Here is a 23,650-nt window from a genome sequence, read left to right as displayed (position 1 = left end):
TTTATACATAGATGGAATTTTAAGTAAAAAATCTCATATTTTAAGAAATGAGGAAATGAAGTATTTCGGCTGGAAGCAGATTTACTGCTTGTGCATCTCGTACTGATTCAAAAAAGGGGTTGGGTGAAATGTTAAAGCGTTGGCGTCTTTTATCATTATTAGCCTTAGTGCCGCTTTTATTGAGCGGCTGTGGAAAACCGTTTCTGTCCACACTCAAGCCTGCCGGCGAAGTGGCTGATAAACAATATGATCTGACGGTGCTCAGCACACTTATCATGGTTGTCGTCGTTGCGGTCGTAGCAGTTATTTTCTTTTACGTCATTGTGAGATTCAGACGGTCGCGTATAGGGGAAGACACGATACCGAAACAGGTGGAGGGGAACCGTTTTTTAGAAATCACCTGGACCGTTATTCCGATCCTGCTTCTGATTATTCTTGTCATTCCGGTTGTCATCGATACATTGGCACTGGCGGATACGTCGCCGATGGATAAGAAAAACCGTAAAGCAGAGGATGCGCTCGTGATTAATGTAAGGGCGAATTTATACTGGTGGGAATTCGAGTATCCCGATTACGGGTTTGTGACAAGTCAGGAGCTAATCGTTCCCACAGATGAACGCGTCTATTTCAAGCTGAAGTCCTCAGATGTGAAACACTCTTTCTGGATTCCGTCAGCGGGGGGGAAAATCGATACGAATACGGATAATGACAATACTTTCTTTCTGACCTTCGATTCTAAACGCAGCAAAGAAGCGGGAGAATATTTCTTCGGGAAATGCGCAGAGCTGTGCGGACCTTCACATGCGCTGATGGATTTCAAAGTGAAACCGCTGCCGTCAAAAGAATTTAAACAATGGACGAAAGCGATGAAAAATTATAAGCATACAACAGATTCCGGTTTAGCCGCGCAAGGAGAAGAGCTGTTTAAGGAAAAAAACTGCCTGAGCTGTCATGCGGTTGAGCCCAATGATAAACGGGCTGAAGCGGCAAGAACGGCTCCGAATCTCGCTACCTTCGGTGAACGGGTCAAAGTGGCCGGTATTAAGGATGCGAATAAAGAGAATATAAAAGCCTGGCTGAAAAATCCGGACAGCATTAAACCGGGCAATAAAATGACAGGCACTTATCCGAAGCTCTCGGACGCTGAAACGGATGCGCTGTATGAATATTTAAAAGGGCTGAAAGCGGAGAACAAGTGAGGACAGGGAGATATCAGGGGGGAGGTCGCAAATGATGAATACGCTTACAGGACAGCAAAGAAAAAGCTCTTTACTTTGGGATTATTTGACGACGGTTGACCATAAGAAAATCGCGATTTTATATATGATCGCCGGGGGATTTTTCTTCGTCGTCGGCGGACTTGAGGCCATGCTTATCAGGATTCAGCTCTTGAGGCCGGGGAACGATTTTATGGGTGCTCAGCAGTTTAATGAAATTATGACGATGCACGGCACGACAATGATCTTCCTGGCAGCGATGCCGCTGTTATTCGGGCTGATGAACGCGGTTGTGCCGCTTCAGATCGGGGCGCGTGACGTATCATTCCCATTTCTGAATGCGCTCGGATTTTGGCTGTTTTTCTTCGGAGGCATCTTTTTGAATCTGAGCTGGTTTTTAGGGGGCGCTCCTGATGCAGGCTGGACGTCGTACGCGTCGCTTGCGCTGAATTCGAAAGGGCACGGCATAGACTTTTTCGTGCTCGGTCTGCAAATATCAGGCTTAGGGACGCTCATTGCGGGTATCAATTTTCTCGCCACAATTATTAATATGAGGGCGCCGGGTTTGACGTATATGAGACTGCCGCTGTTTACGTGGACGACATTTGTGGCGTCGGCACTCATTTTATTCGCATTCCCTCCGCTCACCGTCGGTTTGGCGCTGATGATGCTGGATCGTTTGTTCGGAACGAATTTCTTTAATCCTGAATTGGGCGGCAATACGATAATCTGGGAGCATCTGTTTTGGATTTTCGGGCATCCGGAAGTATACATTTTAATTCTTCCCGCCTTTGGGATTTTTTCAGAAATCATTCCCGTATTTGCGAGGAAACGTCTGTTCGGTTATTCGTCTATGGTCTTTGCGATCGTGCTGATCGGCTTTCTCGGGTTCATGGTATGGGTTCACCACATGTTTACGACGGGACTCGGACCGATCGCTAATGCGATATTTGCGGTTGCGACGATGGCGATCGCGGTGCCTACCGGCATTAAAATTTTCAACTGGCTTTTGACCATCTGGGGAGGAAACGTCAAATTCACGACGCCTATGCTGTATGCCGTCGCCTTTATTCCCTCTTTCGTACTCGGAGGAGTCACAGGTGTCATGCTGGCGGCCGCAGCGGCAGATTATCAGTTCCACGATACGTATTTTGTCGTAGCGCATTTCCACTACGTCATTATCGGCGGCGTTGTGTTCGGCATCCTGGCGGGCGTGCATTTCTGGTGGCCGAAAATGTTCGGGAAGGTGCTTCATGAAACGATGGGGAAAATTTCGTTCGTCTTATTTTTTATCGGGTTTCATCTTACCTTCTTCATTCAGCATTTTCTCGGCTTGATGGGAATGCCGCGGCGCGTTTACACATATCTGCCCGGCCAGGGGCTTGATACCGGCAACCTGATCAGTTCAATCGGCGCGTTTTTCATGGCGGGCGCGGCTGCTTTACTCGTCGTCAATATTATTTATACCTCAATAAAGGGGAAATACGTCGGGAACGACCCGTGGCTGGACGGTCGTACGCTTGAATGGGCGGTCTCTTCGCCGCCGCCGGAATATAATTTTAAACAGCTTCCGTTTGTCCGGGGACTTGACCCGCTGTGGATTGAAAAGCAGGCCGGAAATGAAGGGATGGCGCCTGCAGAGCCTGTAGAGGACATTCATATGCCGAACGGCTCCATCATGCCGTTTATCATATCTTTCGGGCTGTTTGTCGCAGCGTTCGGGTTTTTATACCACTCCGATTATTCATGGGGGCTTCCGGTTATCTTCATAGGGCTCGGCATCACATTCTTTACCATGCTGCTTCGCTCTGTGGTCGATGATTACGGCTATCATATTCACAAAGAAGATCTGCCGAATGATGATAAAGGGGTGAAGGCGTAATGCAGCTGCAGGAAAAAATGACGGCTGAAACCTTTCCGGCTTCTCCTGAAAAAGCAACGCTGGAGGGGAAAAATAAGTTTTTGGGATTTTGGCTGTTTCTCGGCGGCGAAACAGTTCTGTTCGCCTCGCTATTTGCGACATTCCTTGCTTTACGGGAATCAAAAGCCGGAGGGCCGTCAACGGCTGAGATGTTTGAGCTGCCGATCGTGTTTATCGCGACGATGCTTCTTTTAACGAGCAGCTTAACGAGTGTGTATGCGATGTATCATATGAAAAATTTCTCCTTTAAAAAAATGCAGGTGTGGCTTCTGGTTACCGTATTATTGGGAGCGGGATTTTTAGGGGTTGAAATCTATGAATTTATGCATTACACTCACGAATTCGGCTTTACCATTACAAGCTCTGCGCTCGGCTCAGCGTTTTACACGCTCGTCGGCACACACGGAGCACACGTGGCGTTCGGGCTGTTGTGGATCAGCGCGCTCATGATCCGGAATGCGAAAAGAGGGCTCAGCCTTTATAATGCGCCGAAATATTATGTGGCCAGCTTATATTGGCATTTTATCGATGTCGTGTGGGTCTTTATCTTTACCGTTGTATATTTGATGGGGATGGTGGGATAACGATGGACGATAACAAAAACAGAGGGACTGTCAGTACGGATCTCGAATATCGGAGAAGGAAAAATGCCGAGGAAATGAAATATCAGGTCATATCCTTCGGCTTGATGATCGGCCTTACGCTTGTCGCGTTTTTGACGGTGGCTGCAGACGGCATTGCCGGATGGTTTACGATGCCGTTTCTGATCCTGCTTGCGGTCATTCAGGTCATCTTTCAGCTGTTTTACTTTATGCATATGAGCCAGAAGGGGCATGAAGCGCCGTCATTATTTCTGTATTCGGGAATATTTGTCGCGTTTATCACCGTGCTTGCATTTGTCACGATTATTTGGTGGTAATCGGGGCGGCGGGGAGTGAGAGATTTGATTAATTTGGAAATGTTCGGGTTTCGCGCAATGTGGAGCCCGTATCTGTTTTGTATAACTGCCGTGATAACAGGTGTTTACTTTTACTGGTGCAGCCGGCATAAAGGACGTGTGGCCGTTAAGGAGAAGGTGCTGTTTGTGCTTTCCGCGCTATTTTTTTACGCGGCTGCGGGAAGTCCGGTTGATTTATTGGGCCATGTGATGTTCAGCGCCCATATGGCGCAGATGGCGGTTCTGTTTTTAGTCGTACCGCCGCTGTTGATCTCCGGAATTCCCGGCTGGGCATGGAAAAAACTGATCTTCCGTCCTGTCGTAAAGCCGCTGTTTTCGTTTTTTTCAATGCCGCTTATCGCTTTAGTGCTGTTTAACGGTATTTTTTCGCTGTATCACATCCCGTTTATATTTGATTTCGTCAAAACAGATTCGCTGTATCACACGCTGATGAACGGACTCATCTTTGTAACGGCGTTTTTTATGTGGTGGCCGCTTGTGCATAAGGTGGACGGTCTGCCCCGTCTCAGCGGTTTAATGAAGCTGGGGTATATTATGGCAGACGGGATTTTGTTAACGCCGGCCTGCGCGCTCATTATGTTCAGCGGGGCGCCCATGTATGCCACGTATACAGATCCGGCGGCTTGGGCCGAAGCAATGAAGCTTTGCGTTCCTTTAGATTTGCTGGAGGAGATCCCTTTATCCGGACCGGAGATGTTTAACACGCTGCCTCCTCTGGAAGATCAGCAGCTTGGGGCAGTACTGATGAAAATCATTCAAGAGGCTGTCTACGGAATATATTTGGCTGTCATCTTTTTTCAATGGGTCAGAACGGAACGGGAAAAAGATACGCTGTCAGAGCCGCCGTATATCGAGCATACCGTCTCATAAAAAAAGTACAGCAGAATATGCTGTACTTTTTTATTACATTTGCACTGTTTTTAATGACTCTTCCAATTCAAGCAGTAAAGCTTTGCTTTCAGCGACGACATGTTCCGGAAATTCTTCAGCGCTGCCGTATTCTACGCCGTGCGGATAATAATGCTTTCCTAAAAGAGGGGCCTTCAGCTGAATCACGGCCCGGCTGCCGCCGACATCGCCCTCTTTTGCCGTTCCTTGAATCCGCAGATAAAATGTCCCCTCAGGTACTGAAAACTTTTTGTCGTAAGTCACTCTTTCATAATCCCATTGTCCAGCCAGAATGAGCCCTTTACCTTCCATCAGATCATTCAAGCGGCTGAGCTCCGCTGTTACCCCTTCAAGACCGCTGTTTTCAAACTTCAAACCTTCCCCCTCCTTTTAAAAATGCCCTTTCCTGACAATCATAGTATGAAAGCGTTACACTTTCAATGATTCATACGGTGAAAGTATGCAAAAACAAAAATTTGACGACAATAGTAGCAGAAAAAAGGAGGAATTCCGCAATGACAAAGATCAATAAGCTCATGACGTCAGACTTGCAATATTGTACAGTATTAGATAATGTATATGAAGCTGCGGTGAAGATGAAAGACGCGGATGTCGGCGCCATTCCGATAGTGGATGAAGACGGCGCCACACTTGTCGGGATCGTGACAGACAGAGATCTCGTATTACGGGGAATTGCTTCAAAAAAGCCGAACTCTCAAAAAATAACCGACGCAATGACAGAGCGGGTTATCAGTGCAGAAGAAGACGCCTCTGTGGAGGAGGTGCTCCATTTGATGGCTGAACATCAGCTCAGAAGAATTCCCGTCACAAGGGATAAAAAACTGGTCGGCATTGTTACGCTCGGCGATCTTTCGTTGGCCGAGCAATCAAATGAGCAAGCAGGCCGGGCGCTGTCTGACATTTCTGAAGACGGAGGTCCGGAGGGGTTTATCCATTAAACATAAATCACGGACGATGCAAATAGGCTGTACTGTATAAGAGTACACAAAAACAGAACGGTTTGATGATATGGGGGTGAGAGGTTGAAAAATATCGCAAGGGCTCTCGTTATCCTTTTGCTTATTTACGGAGCGTATGTTCTGTTTATACAATATGGATCGGCTCCTCAGAAAAAGACCAATCAGGAGGAGCCTCAGGTTTCCAATGAAGAAGAGAGCGGAAAACGGCTGAAAATGCCGTCATCCGGACTGCTTTCTCTCATGGGGAAATCTGCCGCCGATGTGAAAAAGAAACTTGGGGAACCGTCTCGGAAAGATCCTTCTGCCTACGATTACGAGTGGTGGGTGTACAACCAGGGGAAAGACCAATACGTACAAGTCGGTATTTTGAATGATAAAGCCGTGACTTTATACGCTTCGGGAAGCGGCATCAACGCAAAACCGTTTAAGATCGGCGAATCGACGGGCGAAGTTTTTAAAACGACGCAGGTTTCTCCTTTTGTCAATGTGACTGACAAGGGAAACACGTATCGGTTTGAGTTTTCCGAAGAAGATATCAATACCCGTCCCACCGTCAAGATAGGCGGAATGTATGTTCAGCTGTACATGGACAAATTTGACGGGAATCTGTCAAGCATCAGGGCTTTTGATGCGGAAACGCTTGTGAAACAAAGGCCGTATGAGGTCATGTACAGAGGAAAGCTGACAGAACCCGAGCCAGTTTCTGATAAAAAATGGAACGACATTGAACGAGCGAGTGAACAGCAGATTCTCGACATTACAAATGTCATCCGCGTGAAACACGGACTGGCAAGGCTGAAATGGGACGAAGGCGCCGCGAAAGTGGCATTCGGCCACAGCAAGGACATGAAGGATAACAAGTATTTCTCTCACGTCTCAAAGAAATACGGGACTCTGAAGGACCGCTTGGAAAAAGGCGATGTGAAATACCGGGAGGCCGGTGAAAATATTGCCTACAACTATGTGGACGGTCCTGCAGCCGTGGAGGGCTGGCTGAACAGCGAAGGCCACAGGAAGGCGCTGTTAAGCCCGGATTATACGCACCTCGGTGTCGGCGTGGACCGGAAGTATTATACGCAAAACTTCATTAAGCCTTGGCAGTAAAAAACCGCAGTGGGACGCGTCCCCCGCGGTTTTTTATGTTTTTTCGCGAGTGGCGCTCCTGCAGAAAAAAATATACCTGCTTTTTTTCGCAATTTAGGCGAACATTAAGGCGCATGAACCGATACATTATAGCAGGCAAAACTTTTCGGAGGGGGTGAGAATTGTGGCGAATCAGCAATCACGGCAATCAATCGATGATTTTAAACAATTCGTAAAAAAGCATCCCAAACTGATCCAAAATGTTCGCAAGGAACAAAGAAGCTGGCAGGAAGTCTATGAAAACTGGGTTCTCCTGGGCGAGGATGATCCGATGTGGGACCCTTATAAAGACGAGGCCGTTCAGCCTTCTTCCGACGCGGAAACCAAACAGGAACCAGCTGAAAAGAACGATTTCGTTTCAAAAATGGTCACTGCCGTCAAAAAGATGGATATCAACCAAATGAATGAGCAGATCAATAAAATGAGCCAGTCCATTTCATCATTGCAAAGCCTTTTAAGCCAATTTTCGGGGAGCAGCACGAAGCAGCCCCGGCAAGGCTCCGGACAACATCCTTTTTCATTCAGAAAGGATTAAAGAAGGGGATCATGTATGCGAAAAGAGGTTCAGGAATTCATATCCGCAGATGAGGAACGGAAACGGTTTATACGGCAGCGTCCCGTCTGGTACCGCAGACTTGCGAGAAAACCGGACGATCTCAATTCCTTTCAGCTTGACATGATGAATTTTTATGAAAAGACGATACCGCATCGGGTAAGTCAATTCTCAAACGGGATTCAAATGGCGCAGATGATGATGCAGATGGTACACGCCATGCGTTCGCAGGATTAAAAAGCGTTTAAACGCCGCATTTTCCAATTGGGTGGTTTCATGGTAAACTAGCAACTGGAGGTGCGTATTTATGTATGCAACAATTGAGTCCGTCAAGCTTCAAAGTGAAGCGGAGCAGCTTGCCGGCATGATTCTGCAGTCTGAGACGGCTGAAAATTACCGCGATTGTTACAAGCGTCTCCGTGAAGATGAAGAGGCAGGGCGGATCATTCGTTCTTTTATGAGCGTTAAAGAGCAGTATGAGGATGTGCAGCGTTTTGGCAAATACCATCCTGATTATAGAGAGATTTCCCGCAAAATGAGAGAAATGAAGCGGGAGCTCGATTTAAACGATAAGGTGGCCGAATTTAAAAAAGCGGAGACTGAGCTTCAGTCGCTGCTTGACGAGATCAGCATTGAACTCGGAACGGCCGTCTCGGAGCATGTAAAAGTGCCGACGGGGAATCCTTATTTTGACGGCCTGTCATCCTGCGGCGGCGGCTGCGGTTCCGGCGGCGGCTGCGGATGCAAAGTTTCCTGACGAGACGGCCGTCTCGTCTTTTACATAAAATGAACAGAAAGTCAGGCGGGTGATCATGATGGAAAATAAGCGCCAAGGCATAATCGTATATCTGCATTCCTTAAAACACAGCAAAATGCTGAGAAAATTCGGCAACGTTCATTATGTTTCCAAGCGGCTGAAATACGTTGTGCTGTATTGCGATATGGACCTGATCGAAAAAACAATGGAAAAGATTTCTTCTTATTCTTATGTGAAGAAGGTAGAGCCTTCTTATAAACCTTTTTTAAAGCTGGAATTTGAATCAAAGCTTGATAAAGCGAAAGAGTACGATTATAAAGTCGGTATATAAAAAAATCCCCGCAGATACCTGCGGGGTCCTTCTATTCCTTAACAAGTTAAGGAGAAGGAAAAGGGAGAGGAGAAACCGGAGGAAGAACTTATGGGGAAACGTAAGTCTTCTCCGCGGTTGGCAACAACATCATTCTTTGATGCTGTTACACGTAGTCTTGACAGGAATGTGAATATGTATACACGTTTTTCACGTTCATTGTTTGAAAGAATGCTTTATGATAAGATAGGGATTGTTTTTATACATAACGGCTCAGCCGATGAGAAACATCAAAGTTTTCAGAAAAAGTGGTGTGAATAATGAGAGTGATTTCCGGTTCAAGAAAAGGACGAGCCTTAAAGGCGGTGCCGGGCACATCAACAAGGCCGACGACGGATAAAGTAAAAGAGTCTATTTTTAATATGATCGGCCCGTATTTTGACGGAGGAACGGGGCTGGATTTGTTTGCGGGGAGCGGCGGTCTCGGGATTGAAGCGCTGTCGCGCGGATTTGACCGCTGTATCTTTGTGGACCGTGATTTCAAAGCCATCCAAACGGTAAAAGCAAATATCAAAGCGCTCGATCTGCTGGCTTCAGCGGAAGTATACCGCAATGATGCAGAGCGGGCCCTCTATGCCGCGGCGAAACGGGAAAAAGGTTTTGACGGAATTTTCTTAGATCCTCCGTATAAGGAACAAAAGCTGAAAGCGCTTATCGAAATGATTGATGAGCAGAACATGCTGAATGAAGACGGTTTTGTCGTAGCCGAGCATGATAAAGCCGTTGCGCTTCCGGAAGCCGTCGGCGCGCTTTCTGTAACAAGAAGGGAAATCTACGGGCTTACAGGAGTGACGATATACCGAAATAGGGGGTAATGATGTGGCAAGTATAGCTGTATGTCCCGGAAGTTTTGATCCCGTCACCTACGGACATCTGGATATTATCAGACGGGGGGCAAACGTGTTTGAGCATGTGTACGTATGCGTGCTCAATAATTCTTCTAAGCAGCCGCTGTTTACAGTCGAGGAACGCTGTGAGCTGTTAAGAGAAGTGACAAAAGACATTCCGAATATTACGGTCGAGACGTCACAGGGACTGTTAATCGACTATGCGAAAAAAAAGCGGGCGAAAGCGATTATCAGAGGGCTCAGAGCCGTTTCTGACTTCGAATATGAGATGCAGGGGACTTCCGTCAACCGCGTGCTTGACGAATCAATAGAAACTTTTTTTATGATGACGAACAATCAGTACTCTTTTTTAAGTTCAAGCATCGTAAAAGAAGTCGCAAAATATAACGGGCCTGTTTCAGAGTTTGTTCCTCCGGAAGTTGAACAGGCGCTGAAGCAGAAATTTAAAGGATGAGAAGCGCTGATCGGCGTCTCATCCTTTTTTTGTCCGTGCTGACAGCCTGTAACAATAAATCAATGCGTATACGGCGAGAGCTGTCAGCGTGATGGCGGGCCCGGTTTCAACAAGTGTATTCCATCCGCTGACGGCAGCTGATCCCGCGTCCTGATCGCGGAAAGGGAGGAATACGGACTGGTAAGGTTCGTCCAATGCAAGGTAAAGCGGCTTCCACAGTAAGAGAATAAAGAGTGCGGCATAAATGCCCTGAAGGATACGCGCCGCGAAAAACGGTTTAAAGCGGATATCTGTTTCCGATAAAATGCCGGCTACCTGGGCCTGTACGGAAAGGCCGCTGAACCCGAGAATAAAACTCACAATCATGGCTTTCGGCAGCAAGGCGGCATCAGCTTCACTGACCAGCTTGCTCCCAAGTGTAATTTCAAACATTCCGCTGATAAGAGGGATGTCCAGATTTGCCGGAAGATGAAAAAGTGAAAGCAGCGCGTTTGTAAATACAGAAAGCACATCCATGACTTGTACGATTGATAATAACCGGCTGAAAACCGAAAACAATATAATAAAACCGCCCACCATCAGCAAGGTTTGTACAGAAGAGGTGACGGCGTCGCCCAAAATTTTTCCGAGCGGCCGCTTTTCCGAAAGCCGCGCCTTGTGGAGGGCCAGAAATGCTTCCTTCAGAGAAGGGAGAGCGATCGTCTTTTTACCGGTATACGCCGCTTCTTCTTTCCGTCCGTATGAACGCATCGTCAGGCCGACGGCGATGTTTCCGAGATAGTGAGCCGATGCCAGCAGAATGCCGAGAGACGCGTTATGAAAAAAGCCGACCGCCACGGCAGCGAATATAAATAACGGATTGGATGAATTGGTAAAAGAGACGAGGCGTTCAGCCTCTACTCTGGAGATTTGTTTATCCTGGCGCAGCCGTGCAGTCAGCTTCGCGCCGGCCGGATTGCCTGAAGCCATGCCCATAGCCAGTACAAATCCGCCGACCCCCGGCACTCTGAAAATGGGACGCATAAAGGGTTCGAGTAAAAGGCCGACAAATTTGACAATGCCGAATCCGATTAAAAGCTCAGATAGAATAAAAAACGGAAGCAATGAAGGAAAAACGACCTCCCACCACATGGAAAGACCGGTTTTGGAGGCTTCGAATGAGGCCTGAGGGTGTGAAATAACCGTCGCCGTCAAAAAAATGAAAAACAATGAAATCAAAAATGTATGAAACTTAGACAAATTCATTCTTACCTCCCCGATGCTAAAATTGCACACTGACATTTATATCATGATAAAATATAGAACAGACCTTAAAGGCGGCCGGGCAAGTACCTATTTGTCATCCTGTACTAATATACGAGCATAGGGGTTCAATTTAGACCATAGAATTCATGTATAGGATGTCTATTAGGGGGTTCGTCGCGTTGGCCAAACCTACAATCGGGTTAGCGTTAGGTTCGGGAGGGGCAAGAGGCATCGCTCATCTCGGAGTGTTATCCAGTTTACATAAGCATCAGATTCCAATTGATATGATTGCCGGCAGCAGCATGGGAGCATTAGTCGGAAGCTTTTATGCGGCCGGGCATGACGTGGCTACGATGAAAAAAGTCGCCAAAGCATTTAAGCGGCGGCTGTACGCGGATTATACGATGCCGAGGCTCGGATTTTTAAAAGGAGACCGCATCAGGCAGCTTGTTCATGCCTATACGTACGGCAAGCCGATAGAAGAACTGCGGATCCCGCTCGGCATCGTGGCCTGCGACCTTCAGACCGGCGAAAAACTCGTTTTTACGAAAGGTTCAGTGTCCGAAGCCGTCCGCGCGAGCATCAGCATACCGGGCGTTTTCGTCCCGCAAAAAATGAACGGACGTATGTTAGTCGACGGCGCGGTGGTTGACAGAATCCCGGTTTCCGCCGTAAAAGATATGGGTGCTGATATCGTCATCGCCTCTGACGTATCCCGGGTGAAAAAAACGGAAAAAGCGGCACATATTTTTGATGTAATCATGCAAAGTATGGATATACTGCAAAATGAATTGGTCCGTCACCAGACCATTGCTGCAGACGTCATGATCCGCCCTTCTCTTGAATCATTCAGCTCAAGTTCTTTTGCCAACATTGATCATATGATCACAGCGGGCGAAGAAGCCGCAGACCGGATGATCGGCCGGATTAAACAAGAAATAGAGAACTGGGAGGGCTAACTCATATGAAAGCAAAACATTTTCGCTGGGTGTTTATCATCCTGATCTTATTAATTGCTGTTACATTTATTAAGCTTCCGTATTACATTACACAGCCGGGAGAAGCATCAGAGCTGAGACCGCTGATTAAGGTGGACGGAGGCTATCCTGAAAAAGGAAGCCTTTCCTTGATGACTGTCAAAGTAGGCCCCGCCAATCCGTATACATATCTTTGGGCGAAAGTGCATCCTTACGATGAAATCGTCCCTGATGAAAGCATAAAAGAAGAGGGCGAATCGGACTCGGATTATATGAAGCGCCAGCTGCAAATGATGAAAAGCTCCCAAGAAAACGCGGTCATTGCCGCTTATCAAAAAGCCGGGAAACAGGTGAAATACTCATTTAACGGGATTTTCGCCAGCTCAGTCGTCTCTGACATGCCGGCAAAAGGAAAAATAGAGGTCGGTGATAAAATCATCAGCGCGGACGGGAAAACATATGAATCCGCTGAAAAGCTGATTGATTATATCAGCAGCAAAAAAGCGGGGGAAAAAGTAACGTTTCACGTTGAACGGGACACGAAAGAAAAGACCGTTGACATTGTGCTGAAATCATTCCCGGAAGACCCGAAAAGAGCGGGAATCGGCGTCGCGTTATATACGGACCGGAACGTGAAAGTAAAGCCGGATCTTCATTTCAGCATTGAAAACATCGGCGGGCCTTCTGCGGGTCTCATGATGTCTTTAGAAATTTACAACCAGCTGACAAAACCTGACGAAACAAAAGGCTATAATATAGCCGGAACGGGGACAATCGACGTGGACGGCAAGGTCGGACCGATCGGCGGAATCGATCAGAAAGTCGTCGCCGCAGACAAAGCGGGAAAAGATATTTTCTTTGCGCCGAATCAAAACGGAGCTGAAAATTCTGATTACAAAAATGCGGTAAAAACGGCGAAAGCAATCAAGTCCGATATGAAGATCGTCCCTATCGACACCATGCAGGACGCACTTGACTATTTGGATCAGCTGAAAGTAAAAAGCACCTGATACAGGCAGGTGCTTTTTTTACGCATTCAAAAAACGCTTTTCGTCTTCATCATAGCGGATCGGCGCTTGTGAAAATTCCTGTTTCTCAAACAATGTGCGTTCAGGTTCTTTTATCGGCAGGCTGTAAACCCGTCCCGCCAGTATGTCCAGATCCAGAGCGGGATGAGAGAAAGAAGAGAGCTTGCTGACGAGAGGTGCGGTAAGCTCTTTTTTCTTTGCCGACAGATACGCCTGTCCTTTTTTCGTCATTCCGAGAAGACGGATATAAGGAGCGCTTGAAGGCTGTAAAAGCCGATGCATGTCTTCCTTTTTCGTCCGTGTCAGAATGTGCGTGTTCATCCGCTGCAGCCTCGTCCACGTGTATCGTTTTGTTTTCAATCGTTCCATCATTTCGCGATAGGACCGGGCTTGTCTGACGGTGCGCAAAATTCTGTGCTCAAGGCCTTCTTCCACTTCGTAGATTCGGCTCAATTCTTCAGCGGACAGAGTGCTGACGCTGTATTTTACATATGAAAAATAGTCTTCCGTGCTGTGCCATATCCCGTATGAATTTCTGTATGCCTCCAGCTCACGCGCAGACGCTTCCGGGAGAAAGCTCCTTGCGGCCGCCGTTCCTTTTTCTATCAGCGCTTTTCGGATGCTTGTTGCGCTGGCTATCCGGCTGTTATCTCCGGGAAGCTCGTCGTCATGATACTGGGAAGCGATTCTGGCTGTCGTATAAGGCTTCATAGCGGAACCGAAGGCGTGTATCGCTCTAACGTAGTGAAAACCGAGAATATTGTTCGGCTTGGACAAATCGAGCATGTCCCGCCCTTTGAATATGTGTGAAAAAGCTTTTGAGGCGGCGGCCGGATAGCTGAGACCCTTTTTCAGCTCCTCTTTCAGAATCAGGCTGCAGTCGTCTTCTTTTCGGCTGAACGCTTCAGACGCTTCAATAAAGGGTTCGATCCGTCCGTTTTCGCTGCCGAAAAACAAGCTGCTGCATCCTAAATGATGAAGAAGCGAAACGCTGCCGCGCGCGAATAATTCCGCTTTTTGTACGGCATATATATAAGGGAGCTCAATGACGATATCCACGCCGTTTTCCAGCGCCATTTTTGTCCGGGCCCACTTTGAGACGGCGGCCGGTTCCCCGCGCTGCAAAAAAGGGCCGCTCATCACCGCCGCCGCGACGCTGCTGTCCGTTTTGATTTTTGCTTGTTCCGCATGATAGCGGTGTCCGTTATGAAAGGGATTATATTCAACAACCAGGCCGACTGCTTTCATATTTGTCCCGCCTTTCTTGCTATGTTTTGCTTCGTGTGGTACATTTGCAAATGAAGTGCATATTTTAGTCCGTTTCGTTTAGTGTATGCATAGCCTATCCGGCTGTCAACGATTGCATGACGGCGGCATTATGCTGTAAAGAAAAAATATTGACAAAAACATTCTGAAAAGCTATAATCATGTTTGTTGCTTTCCTGAGGTGATACAAATGAAATGGACGATTTATCAGCTTCATCAAATGGCGAAAAAGAGCTTTGAATTTGATGAAACAGTTGAGTTAAATGAGCTGACAAAATTGAATTCTGACATCCGCCGCATTTCTCCCGTCCGGGTGAAGGGCCGCGCGGAGATTGAATCCAAGCAAGTTTCGTTTGACTTTACGATTTCAGGCGAAATGGTTTTGCCGTGCTCAAGAACTTTAGTTGATGTGCCGTATCCATTTACAATCGCGACAAAAGAACTGTTTAGATTTCATAAGTCGGATGATATAGAAGATGAGGACGTTCATATTGCTGAAGACGATATCGTCGACTTAACTCCGATCGTAAAAGAAGAGATTCTTTTAGAAATTCCTATGCAAGTCTTTTGTGAAACTGAACAAAAAGAAGGAGCCGCTCCCCAAGTGGGGAAGGATTGGCAAGTGATTTCTGAGGAAGACAAGAAAAATCAAATCGACCCCAGACTTGCGGATCTGAAAAAGCTCTTAACACAAGATGATGAATCTTAACTCTTTAAGGAGGTGGGAATAATGGCTGTACCTTTTAGAAGAACTTCTAAAATGAAAAAAAGATTGCGCCGTACACATTTCAAACTAAATGTACCTGGTATGACAGAATGCCCGTCATGCGGAGAGATGAAATTGTCTCACCGTGTATGTAAAGCATGCGGATCATACAACGGCAAAGACATAAATGTTAAAAGCAATTAATGTATGAAGAAAAGCGCGGGAATCTCGGTTCCTGCGCTTTTCTTTTTTTTTGCCCCTCCGGCCTGCTTCCGCCGAAAAAATTGTGAGCGCCAGTAGTCTATCTAATCTATCAGCGGCATATGTATGAGGTAAATGAGCAAATATGGAGGGAGATACGATTGACGATAACGAGACAAGACGCGTGGACGCAAGATGAAGATTTGCTGCTGGCCGAAGTGGTGCTCAGGCATATTCGGGAAGGCGGGACCCAGCTTTCCGCTTTTGAAGAAGTCGGCAGAGCGCTGACGAGAACGGCTGCCGCCTGCGGGTTCAGATGGAATTCTTATGTCAGAAAACAATATCAGTCAGGGATAGAACTGGCGAAAAAACAGCGGAAGGAATTAAGAAAGCAGATCGGGGTGCATTCCGCCAATCTGCCGGGAACCGTCAAACAGCCTCCGATCCGCAGGGCGGAAGGAGAAAAAGAGCTGTCCATTGATGATGTCATTTTGTTTCTTCAGCAATTTAAAGAGTCGCCGGCCGCAGCGGATGTGCGTCATGAAAAAGAAAAACTCACAGAACAGCTGACCGCGCTGCAAAAAGAAGTCGAGGATCTGCGTGAGGAAAATGAAAGCTTGAGAAACAAGCTGGAGATGACGGAAGAAGATTATAAAGCGTTAATTGACATTATGGACAGAGCGAGAAGGATGGTCAATTCAAAAGAAGACGACAGGAAATCGGCGCAGAGCCTGTAAAATGAACCGGCCTGAGGGCGGCGGCCCGGCCGGTTTTTTATTATGCCGTTTCTCCGGATGTCATTTCACCGTCCATATCGGGATGCCAGATGTAAGGATTTTCTCCTTTATCACGCGCCATATCATATTTAACAGGCTCAAAATTCATCTTATCCCAGAATTCTGCTGATTTCATGCGTGAATTTGTCCTGATCGGCATTCTGAAAGATTTTGCAAAATCAACAAGCGCTTTTCCGTATCCGTTGTTTTGATAGCCCGGAAGAACCTCAAGCTTCCAAAGTTCCAAAAAGTCCTGACGCTGATCAAAATACGGATTCGCGCCTCCGTTTACCTGATATAAACTCATTCTCGCCACTAGTTTATCCCCGAAGTAAATCCCGTAAAAAGGCGAGGTGCTGTCATTTTCAATGATATTATCCTGAAGATCTTCAAGCATCGACAGCTCCTGCATCCCGTATTCCTTAAACCTTTTAAATTCTTCGAGTGTCTTATAGTTGATGAGCAGGCGCTCTATTTTCAACACAAACTCCCCCTTTGTTGTGTTCTACCATTATTGTAAACGCTTTAATTGAAAATTCCAACTATAATATGCTTGCCTGTCTTTTTGCTCAAAACGAAATTGAAGTAATTTGCGGCGGCTTCTGCTATGATAATATGGAAAAATGCAGATATAGGGTGTGACAGTGTGAAAATCGGAATTATCGGCGGCGGAGCGGTAGGCCTTTTATGTGCTTACTACTTATCGTCCCGCCATCAGGTAACGGTCATTACGCGGCGGACGGAGCAGGCTGATGCGATTAACTCAGGCGGTATACGGCTTTTGAAAGACGGAATAGAATGTACGGCGGCATGCAGAGCGCAAACAGGCATCACTTCCGGATTCGACCTCTTAATCGCAGCCGTTAAACAGCACCAGCTCAGTGCTGTGCTGCGGGATCTTGAGACGGTAAAAGGGACGAATGTGCTGTTTTTGCAAAACGGCATGGGACACATACACGACATTAGAGATTGGCATACGGATCATTCGCTTTATGCCGGCACAGTTGAGCACGGAGCAAAAAAGATATCGGATCATGCCGTTGAACATACGGGAGCGGGAGCCGTAAGATGGAGTGTATTCAGCGCATCCCGGCCGGAAACGCTCAAAAGCATCTTTTCCGGCATGCACCGGGATTTTCCCGTATATGATGAAAACGACTGGTATCGGCTGTTAACGGGAAAACTGATCATCAATGTATGCATCAACCCGTTAACTGCATTGCTGCGCGTGAAAAACGGAGAGCTGTTAAGAAATGACGCTTACAAAAAATATATGAGAAACGTGTTTGAAGAAGCGGAGACAATACTTGGCCTCGCCGATAGAGAAAAAGCGTGGAACAAGGTTTGCGAAGTTTGCAGACTGACGGAAAAAAATCATTCTTCCATGCTCGTCGATATCATGGCAGGCAGGCGGACAGAGGCCGATGCGATTATCGGCTATCTTGTAAAAGAAGCGGAAAGCCGCGGATTGCCGGCCGTTCATCTCACGTTTTTACACCGCAGTATAAAAGCGTTAGAAAGAAATTGAAACAAAGTCTTTTGAGGTTTTCCGGTAACATGCTATACTCATTTCGGAAACCTAACTATTTATTGGAGAAAGGAAGTTCCAGACAGATGCAGCTAACTGAACTTTCCATCAAAAGTCAAAATAAGTTTGTGCAGCACTATATAGATGGAGAAAACATGTCTTCATTTTTTGATTATGATATTCATTCAGAGGACGTATGGCAAAAGCGGCTTCATGACCTCTCTTCGCGGCCGTTTGCCAGAGAGGAATTAGCGGATTATTTATCCTCCTATCACGAAAAATTTCATTCCGACGCCATGCAGGCCTCCATCGAAAAACTGAGAGATCCAAAAAGCGCAGCGGTTGTAGGCGGCCAGCAGGCCGGTCTTTTAACGGGGCCTCTTTACACCATACATAAAATTATCTCCATTATCGTACTTGCCAGACAGCAGGAAGAGGCGTTGCAGATTCCTGTCGCTCCGATCTTCTGGGTGGCCGGTGAAGATCACGATCTGGAAGAAATTAATTATGTGCATACGTCAACAGAGAATAAAGGTCCGGTGAAGCGGAAACTGCCGCAGTCGTACTGGAAAAAAACATCGGCGGCTAAAACCGAGCTTGATCAGGAAAAATGCGCGGCTTGGATTGATGAAGTGTTCGCTGCTTTTGAGGAAACGGATCACACAAACACACTCCTTCAAAACGTGAAGCGATGTTTACGCTCATCAGAGACGTTCACGGACTTTTTTGAGCTGTTGATCGCCGACTTGTTTCAAGAAGAAGGCCTTATTCTGATGAATTCGGGAGATCCGGGGATTAAAAAGCTGGAAACGGGTATGTTTCAGCAGATTTTAAAACACAATCACGAGCTTGCCAAAGCCGTGTCAGACCAGCAGGTTCTTATGCGTGAAGCCGGTTATCACCCGATTATTGAATCGGACAAAGATCAGGCCAATCTGTTTTACGAACACGAGGGAGAGCGTTTCTTAATTGAAAAAGAAAACGGCGTTTTTGTCATTAAGGAGCTTGACCTGAAGTGGACGAACGACGAGCTTCATACCCATATGGAAGAAAAACCGGAATGTTTCAGCAATAACGTTGTGACAAGGCCGCTTATGCAGGAGTTTCTCATCCCGACTCTGGCGTTTATCGCGGGACCGGGGGAGATCAATTATTGGGGTGAGCTGAAGCAGGCTTTCTCATTAATGGGCTTTCGCATGACTCCGGTAGTGCCGAGACTGAACATTACGATTCTTGAGCGCCATATTGAAAAGAAGCTTTCAGAACGGAATATCCCGCTTCAGGAAGCGATCGAACACGGCACCGGACACCTGAAAGACACTTATTTTGAAGAGCAGATTCCGGAAGAGTTTTCTTCTGTAATGGAACAGGCGAAGTCACAGATTGAAGCCGTCCATAAACGTGCAAGGAACGAAGCGCTGAAGGTCGATTCAAGCCTTGAGCCGCTCTTACAGAAGAATGCCGCCTTCATTCAGGATCAGCTCTTGTTTTTAGAACGGACGGTAACGAAAAGAATTGAAGAAAAAGAAGGTTTTGTGCTGCGTGACTATGAAAGAATCCAAAACAGCATCAGACCGCTCGGCGCTCCGCAGGAACGGATTTGGAATGTAATGTATTATTTGAACCGTTACGGTCCAAAATTCTTCACAACCTTCAAACATCTGCCATTTTCTTTTCAAAACCAACATCAGATTGTCAAACTTTGAAATAAAGTTTTAAAGAACCCTGAATAGTTCAGGGTTTTTTTTTATGTGTAAACAGTGTAAAATGAGGTTGTGGAGAGAAGTGGCGGATAGTGGTGAGTTTAGGGGAGAAAGTGGGGGTCCTTATCATGTTTATGGGTGAATACCGGCATACAATTGATGCAAAGGGCCGCATGATCGTACCCGCAAAATTCAGAGAAGGCCTCGGTGAGCAGTTTGTGCTGACAAGAGGACTTGACCAATGCCTTTTCGGCTATCCGATGAATGAATGGAAGCTGATTGAAGAAAAGCTGAAGGCTCTGCCGCTCACCAAAAAAGACGCCCGCGCATTTACCCGATTCTTTTTTTCCGGTGCGACCGAATGCGAACTGGACAAGCAGGGAAGGGTTAATATTGCGTCATCTCTTCTGAATTACGCAAAACTGGAAAAAGAATGTGTTGTCATCGGGGTTTCCAATCGAATTGAATTGTGGAGTAAGGTAATATGGGAACAATACACAGAAGAGCAAGAAGATTCATTCGCTGAAATTGCTGAAAACATGATTGGATTTGATATATAATGGATCTTCGTGCATCACAACAACAACTGACAATTCAATTCATTCCTGATAAAGGTGGGACCGACACAAATGTTTCAGCATAAGACAGTACTTCTTCGTGAAACCGTCGACGGTTTAAATATCAAACCGGACGGAACCTATGTGGACTGCACCCTTGGCGGCGCCGGGCACAGTACATATTTATTGCAGCAATTATCGGAAAAAGGACGCTTGATCGCCTTTGACCAAGATGACACGGCACTTGAAAACGCAAAGAAAACATTGTCCGAATACAAAGGACAGCTCATTCTGGTAAAAAGCAACTTTCGTTATTTAAAAGAGTGCTTACATGAACACGGCATTACGAGTGTCGACGGAATTTTATTTGATTTAGGAGTATCCTCTCCGCAGCTTGATACACCGGAACGGGGATTCAGTTATCATCATGACGCACCGCTGGACATGAGGATGGACCAGTCGGCCGCCCTTACGGCGAAAGAAGTCGTAAATGAATGGCGGTATGAGGACCTTGTGAGGATTTTCTTTAAATACGGAGAAGAAAAATTCAGCAAGCAGATCGCCCGGAAAATTGAAGAGGCAAGAGAAAAATCGCCTATTCAAACAACCGGCCAACTGGTCGATCTAATAAAGGACGCGATACCGGCTCCGGCAAGAAGAAGCGGAGGTCATCCGGCCAAACGTGTATTCCAAGCCATTCGAATCGCCGTAAACGACGAGCTTCAAGTATTTGAAGAGGCCCTCTTGCAAGCGATAGAGGTGCTGAAGCCGGGCGGAAGGGTGTCTGTGATCACTTTTCACTCGCTGGAAGACAGAATGTGCAAGACGACATTCAAGGAAAAATCATCACTTCCCGAACTGCCTCCGGGTCTTCCCGTGATACCGGAAGAATTTGAACCGGAATTAAAACTGATTACGAGAAAGCCCATTACGGCATCAAAAGAGGAGCTTGAAGAAAATAACCGCGCCCGGTCAGCGAAGCTCCGCATTGCGGAGAAACGAAAATAACGGGCAGCAAATGACAACATTAAAGGAGGTCATCAGCCTATGAGCAACTTAGCTTACCAGCAGGAAAAACAACAACGGCCAGTGATAAGTCCCGAAAAAAAGGTGATTGTCAAAAAGAGGGCTTCCATTACACTCGGGGAAAAGGTGCTGCTCGTCCTGTTTGCCATTGCCGTTCTCTCCACATCAATGTTTATCGTATCAAAGGCATACGCGGCGTACCAATCCAATATTGAGGTGCAAAAACTGGAGGAGAAAGTATCTGAGAAGAATAAGCAGATCGGTGATCTCGAAAAGACGGCGGCTGACTTAAGCCAGCCGCAGCGCCTGATGGATATCGCTAAAAAGCACGGTTTGAATCTGAAAGATAAAAAAGTGAAAAACATACAGGAATGATAACCCATGCCGAAAAAAAATAAGTTTATGAACAGAGGAGCAGCGATACTCAGTATTTGTTTCGCTCTCTTTTTCTTTGTCATTCTCGGGAGAATGGCGTACATTCAATTAACCGGTAAAGCAAACGGTGTAGAACTTGCAACAAAAGCGACCGAGCAGCACGAAAAAAAGCGGACGATAGAAGCGAGCCGCGGCTCTATTCTTGACCGGAACGGCAAAGTGCTTGCAGAGGACACGGCGACATATAAGCTCATTGCCGTGCTTGATAAAAAAATGACGAGTGATCCGAAGCATCCTCAGCATGTCAAAGACAAAGAGAAAACGGCGGAAAAACTGGCGACCGTTATCAATCTTGATAAAAGTAAGATTCTGGACATCTTAAACAGGAATGGCGCGAAGCAGGTGGAATTCGGTTCAGCCGGCCGCGATATCTCTTATGCGAAAAAACAAAAGATCGAAAAAATGGATCTTCCGGGTATTTCTTTCTTAAGAGATACGAAGCGCTACTATCCGAACGGTATATTTTTGTCAAATGTTCTCGGCTATGCCGATGTGAATGAAAAAACAAACGAGATACAAGGCTCTTTAGGGCTTGAAAAAATACTGAATAACTATCTGACGGAACGTGACGGGTCCGTCACTTACGAAAGTGATAAATCCGGCTGGAAACTTCCGAACAGCAAGGAAAAAATCACGGCACCTAAAAACGGTGACAATGTATATTTAACCATTGATCAGAAAATTCAAACCTTTCTAGAAGACAGCATGACGAAAGTAGCGGAAAAATATAAACCGAAAAAAATTATGGCGGCTGTCGTAGAACCGAAAACAGGCAAAGTGCTTGCGATGGGGCAGCGTCCGAGTTTTGACCCGAATATCAGAAACGTCACCAATTATTACAACGACTTAGTGTCGTACGCGTATGAACCGGGTTCAACGATGAAGATCTTTACGCTTGCCGCGGCGATTCAGGAAAATGTGTTTTCCGCAAACGAGAAATATAAATCAGGAACATATAAAGTGGGAGGCAAACCTGTTAAAGATTGGAACGATGGCGCCGGATGGGGTATGACAAGCTTCCATGACGGCCTCATGAGGTCATCGAATGTTGCTTTCGCCAAACTGGCCAACGAAAAACTGGGGTTTGACCGGTTTAATGAGTACCTGCACAAATTCGGGCTCTATCAAAAAACAGGGATTGATCTGCCCGGTGAAGTATCAAGTAAAATTAACTACAAATATGATTTTGACAAAGCGTCTACGGCTTACGGCCAAGCATCGGCGATAACACCGATCCAGCAGCTTCAGGCCGTCACGGCGATTGCCAATAACGGCAAAATGATGAAACCTTACGTCATTGATCATATTGTCGACCCCGATACGAAAAAAGTCGTCAAGCAGACAAAACCGGAGCAAGTAGGCACGCCGATTTCAGCCGATACGGCGAAAAAAGTCCGGAACCTGCTCGGAGAAGTCGTGACATCAGACATCGGAACGGGGAAACCTTATAAAATTGAAGGTTTTGACGTCGCGGGTAAAACGGGAACCGCACAAATCGCCGGGACGGGCGGATATTTAAGGGGAACGAGCAACTATGTGTTTTCATTCATGGGCATGGCGCCGAAAAATGATCCTAAGCTCGTCATCTATGTAGCCGTGCAGCAGCCGCAGTTAAAAGCGGGTCAAAGCAGCTCTGATCCTGTCGCGGAAATCTTTAACCCGACGATGAAAAACAGCCTCCACTACATGAATATCGAACCGACGGAAAAAACAGATTCCGGTCAGGAAGAAACGAAAAGCCAAAAGATGCCTGACCTGACAGATAAAACGGTCACGGGCGCTGAGAAGGAAGCGAAAAATGAACACCTCACACCGATTGTCATCGGCAGCGATGTTGCCGTAAAAGAGCAGTATCCGACAGCCGGAGAAGATGTGATCACCAATCAGAAAATCTTCTTGAAAACAGACGGAAAGATGACGATGCCGGATATGTCCGGATGGTCGAGACGGGAAGTGCTTCAATTCAGCAAAGTATCAGGCATTCACATCGATGTGAGCGGTGAAGGTTACGCTTCAAGCCAAAGTGTGAAAAAAGGCAAAGAACTGAAAGAAAATACCGTGATTAAGGTGAAATTTAAAAATCCTGATTAACGGGACAGAGAAGTCCGCGGAT

The 23,650-nt window shown here is 46.5% G+C and carries 29 protein-coding genes; 25 read left to right on the top strand and 4 right to left on the bottom strand.

The annotated features are described in order from the left end of the window. Positions 1-128 precede the first annotated feature (128 nt). From coxB to ctaG, 5 genes are read left to right on the top strand one after another with little or no spacing between them, the layout of a single operon-like run. Positions 129-1,199: a cytochrome c oxidase subunit II gene (gene coxB, locus MJQ52_RS03625; protein WP_003154484.1), complete on the top strand. Its 1,071-nt coding sequence runs from the start codon at positions 129-131 to the stop codon at positions 1,197-1,199. A gap of 31 nt (positions 1,200-1,230) precedes the next feature. Further along, the gene (gene ctaD / locus MJQ52_RS03620; protein WP_007611227.1) at positions 1,231-3,099 is read left to right on the top strand and encodes a cytochrome c oxidase subunit I; all 1,869 of its coding nucleotides are present in this window, start codon (positions 1,231-1,233) and stop codon (positions 3,097-3,099) included. Then, a complete protein-coding gene (gene ctaE / locus MJQ52_RS03615) occupies positions 3,099-3,722 on the top strand; it encodes a cytochrome c oxidase subunit III (protein ID WP_003154482.1) in 624 nt (207 codons plus the stop codon). The genes ctaD and ctaE overlap by 1 nt, the downstream gene beginning before the upstream one ends. 2 nt (positions 3,723-3,724) lie before the next feature. Continuing rightward, positions 3,725-4,057 (top strand): cytochrome c oxidase subunit IVB, encoded by a 333-nt coding sequence (gene ctaF, locus MJQ52_RS03610; RefSeq protein WP_015388278.1) that lies wholly within the window; start codon positions 3,725-3,727, stop codon positions 4,055-4,057. A 24-nt stretch (positions 4,058-4,081) separates the two neighbouring features. Beyond that, positions 4,082-4,966, top strand: coding sequence for a cytochrome c oxidase assembly factor CtaG (gene ctaG / locus MJQ52_RS03605; RefSeq protein WP_003154480.1), 885 nt, complete (start codon positions 4,082-4,084; stop codon positions 4,964-4,966). 33 nt (positions 4,967-4,999) lie between these two features. On the opposite strand, the gene MJQ52_RS03600 is transcribed toward ctaG, so the two are convergent. After that, on the bottom strand, positions 5,000-5,359 hold the full coding sequence (locus MJQ52_RS03600; RefSeq protein WP_007409688.1) for a YugN family protein: 360 nt from the start codon (positions 5,357-5,359) through the stop codon (positions 5,000-5,002). A gap of 140 nt (positions 5,360-5,499) precedes the next feature. Here MJQ52_RS03600 and MJQ52_RS03595 point away from each other — a divergent pair, with 140 nt between their 5' ends. The 9 genes from MJQ52_RS03595 to coaD all read left to right on the top strand — a co-directional run bounded on the left by MJQ52_RS03595 (position 5,500) and on the right by coaD (position 10,089). Further along, positions 5,500-5,943 (top strand): CBS domain-containing protein, encoded by a 444-nt coding sequence (locus MJQ52_RS03595; RefSeq protein ID WP_003154478.1) that lies wholly within the window; start codon positions 5,500-5,502, stop codon positions 5,941-5,943. 84 nt (positions 5,944-6,027) lie between these two features. After that, positions 6,028-7,068, top strand: a complete 1,041-nt coding sequence (locus tag MJQ52_RS03590; RefSeq protein ID WP_003154477.1) for a CAP domain-containing protein — start codon at positions 6,028-6,030, stop codon at positions 7,066-7,068. Positions 7,069-7,231: 163 nt separating this feature from the next. Continuing rightward, the gene (locus MJQ52_RS03585; protein WP_070081781.1) at positions 7,232-7,642 is read left to right on the top strand and encodes a YlbD family protein; all 411 of its coding nucleotides are present in this window, start codon (positions 7,232-7,234) and stop codon (positions 7,640-7,642) included. Between the two features lie 15 nt (positions 7,643-7,657). Then, positions 7,658-7,897: a YlbE-like family protein gene (locus MJQ52_RS03580; protein WP_003154475.1), complete on the top strand. Its 240-nt coding sequence runs from the start codon at positions 7,658-7,660 to the stop codon at positions 7,895-7,897. 70 nt (positions 7,898-7,967) lie between these two features. Continuing rightward, positions 7,968-8,417 carry a YlbF family regulator gene (locus MJQ52_RS03575; RefSeq protein WP_003154472.1) on the top strand — a complete coding sequence of 150 codons (450 nt, stop codon included), beginning with the start codon at positions 7,968-7,970 and terminating at the stop codon, positions 8,415-8,417. 58 nt (positions 8,418-8,475) lie between these two features. Continuing rightward, on the top strand, positions 8,476-8,748 hold the full coding sequence (locus tag MJQ52_RS03570; RefSeq protein WP_003154470.1) for a YlbG family protein: 273 nt from the start codon (positions 8,476-8,478) through the stop codon (positions 8,746-8,748). 90 nt (positions 8,749-8,838) lie between these two features. Further along, positions 8,839-9,048 (top strand): hypothetical protein, encoded by a 210-nt coding sequence (locus MJQ52_RS03565; protein ID WP_094246961.1) that lies wholly within the window; start codon positions 8,839-8,841, stop codon positions 9,046-9,048. Further along, positions 9,048-9,602, top strand: a complete 555-nt coding sequence (gene rsmD, locus MJQ52_RS03560; protein ID WP_077722171.1) for a 16S rRNA (guanine(966)-N(2))-methyltransferase RsmD — start codon at positions 9,048-9,050, stop codon at positions 9,600-9,602. Before MJQ52_RS03565 ends, rsmD begins: the two co-directional genes overlap by 1 nt. A gap of 4 nt (positions 9,603-9,606) precedes the next feature. After that, positions 9,607-10,089, top strand: a complete 483-nt coding sequence (gene coaD, locus MJQ52_RS03555) for a pantetheine-phosphate adenylyltransferase (RefSeq protein ID WP_003154467.1) — start codon at positions 9,607-9,609, stop codon at positions 10,087-10,089. 18 nt (positions 10,090-10,107) lie between these two features. On the opposite strand, the gene ylbJ is transcribed toward coaD, so the two are convergent. Then, positions 10,108-11,334 (bottom strand): sporulation integral membrane protein YlbJ, encoded by a 1,227-nt coding sequence (ylbJ, locus tag MJQ52_RS03550; protein ID WP_003154466.1) that lies wholly within the window; start codon positions 11,332-11,334, stop codon positions 10,108-10,110. 179 nt (positions 11,335-11,513) lie between these two features. Between ylbJ and MJQ52_RS03545 the strand changes: the two genes are divergently transcribed. Together MJQ52_RS03545 and MJQ52_RS03540 are read left to right on the top strand one after the other, a co-directional pair. Continuing rightward, entirely contained in the window at positions 11,514-12,293 is a 780-nt protein-coding gene (locus MJQ52_RS03545) for a patatin family protein (protein ID WP_014304961.1), read from the top strand. Between the two features lie 5 nt (positions 12,294-12,298). Then, complete coding sequence (locus MJQ52_RS03540; RefSeq protein ID WP_094246960.1) at positions 12,299-13,321, top strand: SepM family pheromone-processing serine protease; 1,023 nt, start codon at positions 12,299-12,301, stop codon at positions 13,319-13,321. Between the two features lie 18 nt (positions 13,322-13,339). On the opposite strand, the gene MJQ52_RS03535 is transcribed toward MJQ52_RS03540, so the two are convergent. Continuing rightward, positions 13,340-14,587: a nucleotidyltransferase gene (locus tag MJQ52_RS03535; protein WP_096034933.1), complete on the bottom strand. Its 1,248-nt coding sequence runs from the start codon at positions 14,585-14,587 to the stop codon at positions 13,340-13,342. A gap of 208 nt (positions 14,588-14,795) precedes the next feature. Between MJQ52_RS03535 and MJQ52_RS03530 the strand changes: the two genes are divergently transcribed. From MJQ52_RS03530 to gerR, 3 genes are all read left to right on the top strand, one after another. Further along, positions 14,796-15,314 (top strand): YceD family protein, encoded by a 519-nt coding sequence (locus MJQ52_RS03530; protein ID WP_003154459.1) that lies wholly within the window; start codon positions 14,796-14,798, stop codon positions 15,312-15,314. 21 nt (positions 15,315-15,335) lie between these two features. Further along, positions 15,336-15,515: a 50S ribosomal protein L32 gene (gene rpmF, locus MJQ52_RS03525; protein ID WP_003154457.1), complete on the top strand. Its 180-nt coding sequence runs from the start codon at positions 15,336-15,338 to the stop codon at positions 15,513-15,515. 158 nt (positions 15,516-15,673) lie between these two features. Then, positions 15,674-16,249 carry a sporulation-specific transcriptional regulator GerR gene (gerR, locus tag MJQ52_RS03520; protein ID WP_003154450.1) on the top strand — a complete coding sequence of 192 codons (576 nt, stop codon included), beginning with the start codon at positions 15,674-15,676 and terminating at the stop codon, positions 16,247-16,249. Between the two features lie 40 nt (positions 16,250-16,289). On the opposite strand, the gene MJQ52_RS03515 is transcribed toward gerR, so the two are convergent. Further along, the gene (locus MJQ52_RS03515) at positions 16,290-16,772 is read right to left on the bottom strand and encodes an N-acetyltransferase (RefSeq protein ID WP_003154449.1); all 483 of its coding nucleotides are present in this window, start codon (positions 16,770-16,772) and stop codon (positions 16,290-16,292) included. Between the two features lie 162 nt (positions 16,773-16,934). Between MJQ52_RS03515 and MJQ52_RS03510 the strand changes: the two genes are divergently transcribed. The 6 genes from MJQ52_RS03510 (at position 16,935) to pbpB (ending at position 23,628) form a co-directional block, all read left to right on the top strand. Next, positions 16,935-17,816: a 2-dehydropantoate 2-reductase gene (locus MJQ52_RS03510; RefSeq protein WP_032868805.1), complete on the top strand. Its 882-nt coding sequence runs from the start codon at positions 16,935-16,937 to the stop codon at positions 17,814-17,816. A gap of 86 nt (positions 17,817-17,902) precedes the next feature. Next, the gene (bshC, locus tag MJQ52_RS03505; protein WP_071391869.1) at positions 17,903-19,522 is read left to right on the top strand and encodes a bacillithiol biosynthesis cysteine-adding enzyme BshC; all 1,620 of its coding nucleotides are present in this window, start codon (positions 17,903-17,905) and stop codon (positions 19,520-19,522) included. A 125-nt stretch (positions 19,523-19,647) separates the two neighbouring features. Continuing rightward, positions 19,648-20,079 carry a division/cell wall cluster transcriptional repressor MraZ gene (mraZ, locus tag MJQ52_RS03500; RefSeq protein ID WP_003154445.1) on the top strand — a complete coding sequence of 144 codons (432 nt, stop codon included), beginning with the start codon at positions 19,648-19,650 and terminating at the stop codon, positions 20,077-20,079. Positions 20,080-20,148: 69 nt separating this feature from the next. Beyond that, the gene (gene rsmH / locus MJQ52_RS03495; RefSeq protein WP_007409704.1) at positions 20,149-21,084 is read left to right on the top strand and encodes a 16S rRNA (cytosine(1402)-N(4))-methyltransferase RsmH; all 936 of its coding nucleotides are present in this window, start codon (positions 20,149-20,151) and stop codon (positions 21,082-21,084) included. A 39-nt stretch (positions 21,085-21,123) separates the two neighbouring features. After that, positions 21,124-21,477: a cell division protein FtsL gene (gene ftsL, locus MJQ52_RS03490; RefSeq protein WP_003154442.1), complete on the top strand. Its 354-nt coding sequence runs from the start codon at positions 21,124-21,126 to the stop codon at positions 21,475-21,477. 6 nt (positions 21,478-21,483) lie between these two features. Then, positions 21,484-23,628, top strand: coding sequence for a penicillin-binding protein 2B (gene pbpB / locus MJQ52_RS03485; protein WP_094246958.1), 2,145 nt, complete (start codon positions 21,484-21,486; stop codon positions 23,626-23,628). The last annotated feature ends 22 nt before the right edge of the window (positions 23,629-23,650 follow it).

This window comes from Bacillus sp. jun7, from assembly GCF_051034795.1.
Taxonomy (GTDB): domain Bacteria; phylum Bacillota; class Bacilli; order Bacillales; family Bacillaceae; genus Bacillus; species Bacillus velezensis.
Note: the sequence above shows the minus strand (reverse complement) of the source record. Positions and strands in the feature narration are given on the sequence as shown.

What these genes read in the sequence shown, in the direction of transcription:
- MJQ52_RS03595 (WP_003154478.1), top strand. Translation starts at nt 5,500, where the DNA reads ATGACAAAGATCAATAAGCTCATGACGTCAGACTTGCAATATTGTACA.
- MJQ52_RS03570 (WP_003154470.1), top strand. Translation starts at nt 8,476, where the DNA reads ATGGAAAATAAGCGCCAAGGCATAATCGTATATCTGCATTCCTTAAAA.
- MJQ52_RS03580 (WP_003154475.1), top strand. Translation starts at nt 7,658, where the DNA reads ATGCGAAAAGAGGTTCAGGAATTCATATCCGCAGATGAGGAACGGAAA.
- coxB (WP_003154484.1), top strand. Translation starts at nt 129, where the DNA reads ATGTTAAAGCGTTGGCGTCTTTTATCATTATTAGCCTTAGTGCCGCTT.
- rsmH (WP_007409704.1), top strand. Translation starts at nt 20,149, where the DNA reads ATGTTTCAGCATAAGACAGTACTTCTTCGTGAAACCGTCGACGGTTTA.
- ctaD (WP_007611227.1), top strand. Translation starts at nt 1,231, where the DNA reads ATGATGAATACGCTTACAGGACAGCAAAGAAAAAGCTCTTTACTTTGG.
- ctaF (WP_015388278.1), top strand. Translation starts at nt 3,725, where the DNA reads ATGGACGATAACAAAAACAGAGGGACTGTCAGTACGGATCTCGAATAT.
- ftsL (WP_003154442.1), top strand. Translation starts at nt 21,124, where the DNA reads ATGAGCAACTTAGCTTACCAGCAGGAAAAACAACAACGGCCAGTGATA.
- rsmD (WP_077722171.1), top strand. Translation starts at nt 9,048, where the DNA reads ATGAGAGTGATTTCCGGTTCAAGAAAAGGACGAGCCTTAAAGGCGGTG.
- bshC (WP_071391869.1), top strand. Translation starts at nt 17,903, where the DNA reads ATGCAGCTAACTGAACTTTCCATCAAAAGTCAAAATAAGTTTGTGCAG.
- MJQ52_RS03530 (WP_003154459.1), top strand. Translation starts at nt 14,796, where the DNA reads ATGAAATGGACGATTTATCAGCTTCATCAAATGGCGAAAAAGAGCTTT.
- ylbJ (WP_003154466.1), bottom strand. Translation starts at nt 11,334, where the DNA reads ATGAATTTGTCTAAGTTTCATACATTTTTGATTTCATTGTTTTTCATT.
- mraZ (WP_003154445.1), top strand. Translation starts at nt 19,648, where the DNA reads ATGTTTATGGGTGAATACCGGCATACAATTGATGCAAAGGGCCGCATG.
- rpmF (WP_003154457.1), top strand. Translation starts at nt 15,336, where the DNA reads ATGGCTGTACCTTTTAGAAGAACTTCTAAAATGAAAAAAAGATTGCGC.
- pbpB (WP_094246958.1), top strand. Translation starts at nt 21,484, where the DNA reads ATGCCGAAAAAAAATAAGTTTATGAACAGAGGAGCAGCGATACTCAGT.
- ctaE (WP_003154482.1), top strand. Translation starts at nt 3,099, where the DNA reads ATGCAGCTGCAGGAAAAAATGACGGCTGAAACCTTTCCGGCTTCTCCT.
- MJQ52_RS03540 (WP_094246960.1), top strand. Translation starts at nt 12,299, where the DNA reads ATGAAAGCAAAACATTTTCGCTGGGTGTTTATCATCCTGATCTTATTA.
- MJQ52_RS03575 (WP_003154472.1), top strand. Translation starts at nt 7,968, where the DNA reads ATGTATGCAACAATTGAGTCCGTCAAGCTTCAAAGTGAAGCGGAGCAG.
- MJQ52_RS03565 (WP_094246961.1), top strand. Translation starts at nt 8,839, where the DNA reads ATGGGGAAACGTAAGTCTTCTCCGCGGTTGGCAACAACATCATTCTTT.
- MJQ52_RS03535 (WP_096034933.1), bottom strand. Translation starts at nt 14,587, where the DNA reads ATGAAAGCAGTCGGCCTGGTTGTTGAATATAATCCCTTTCATAACGGA.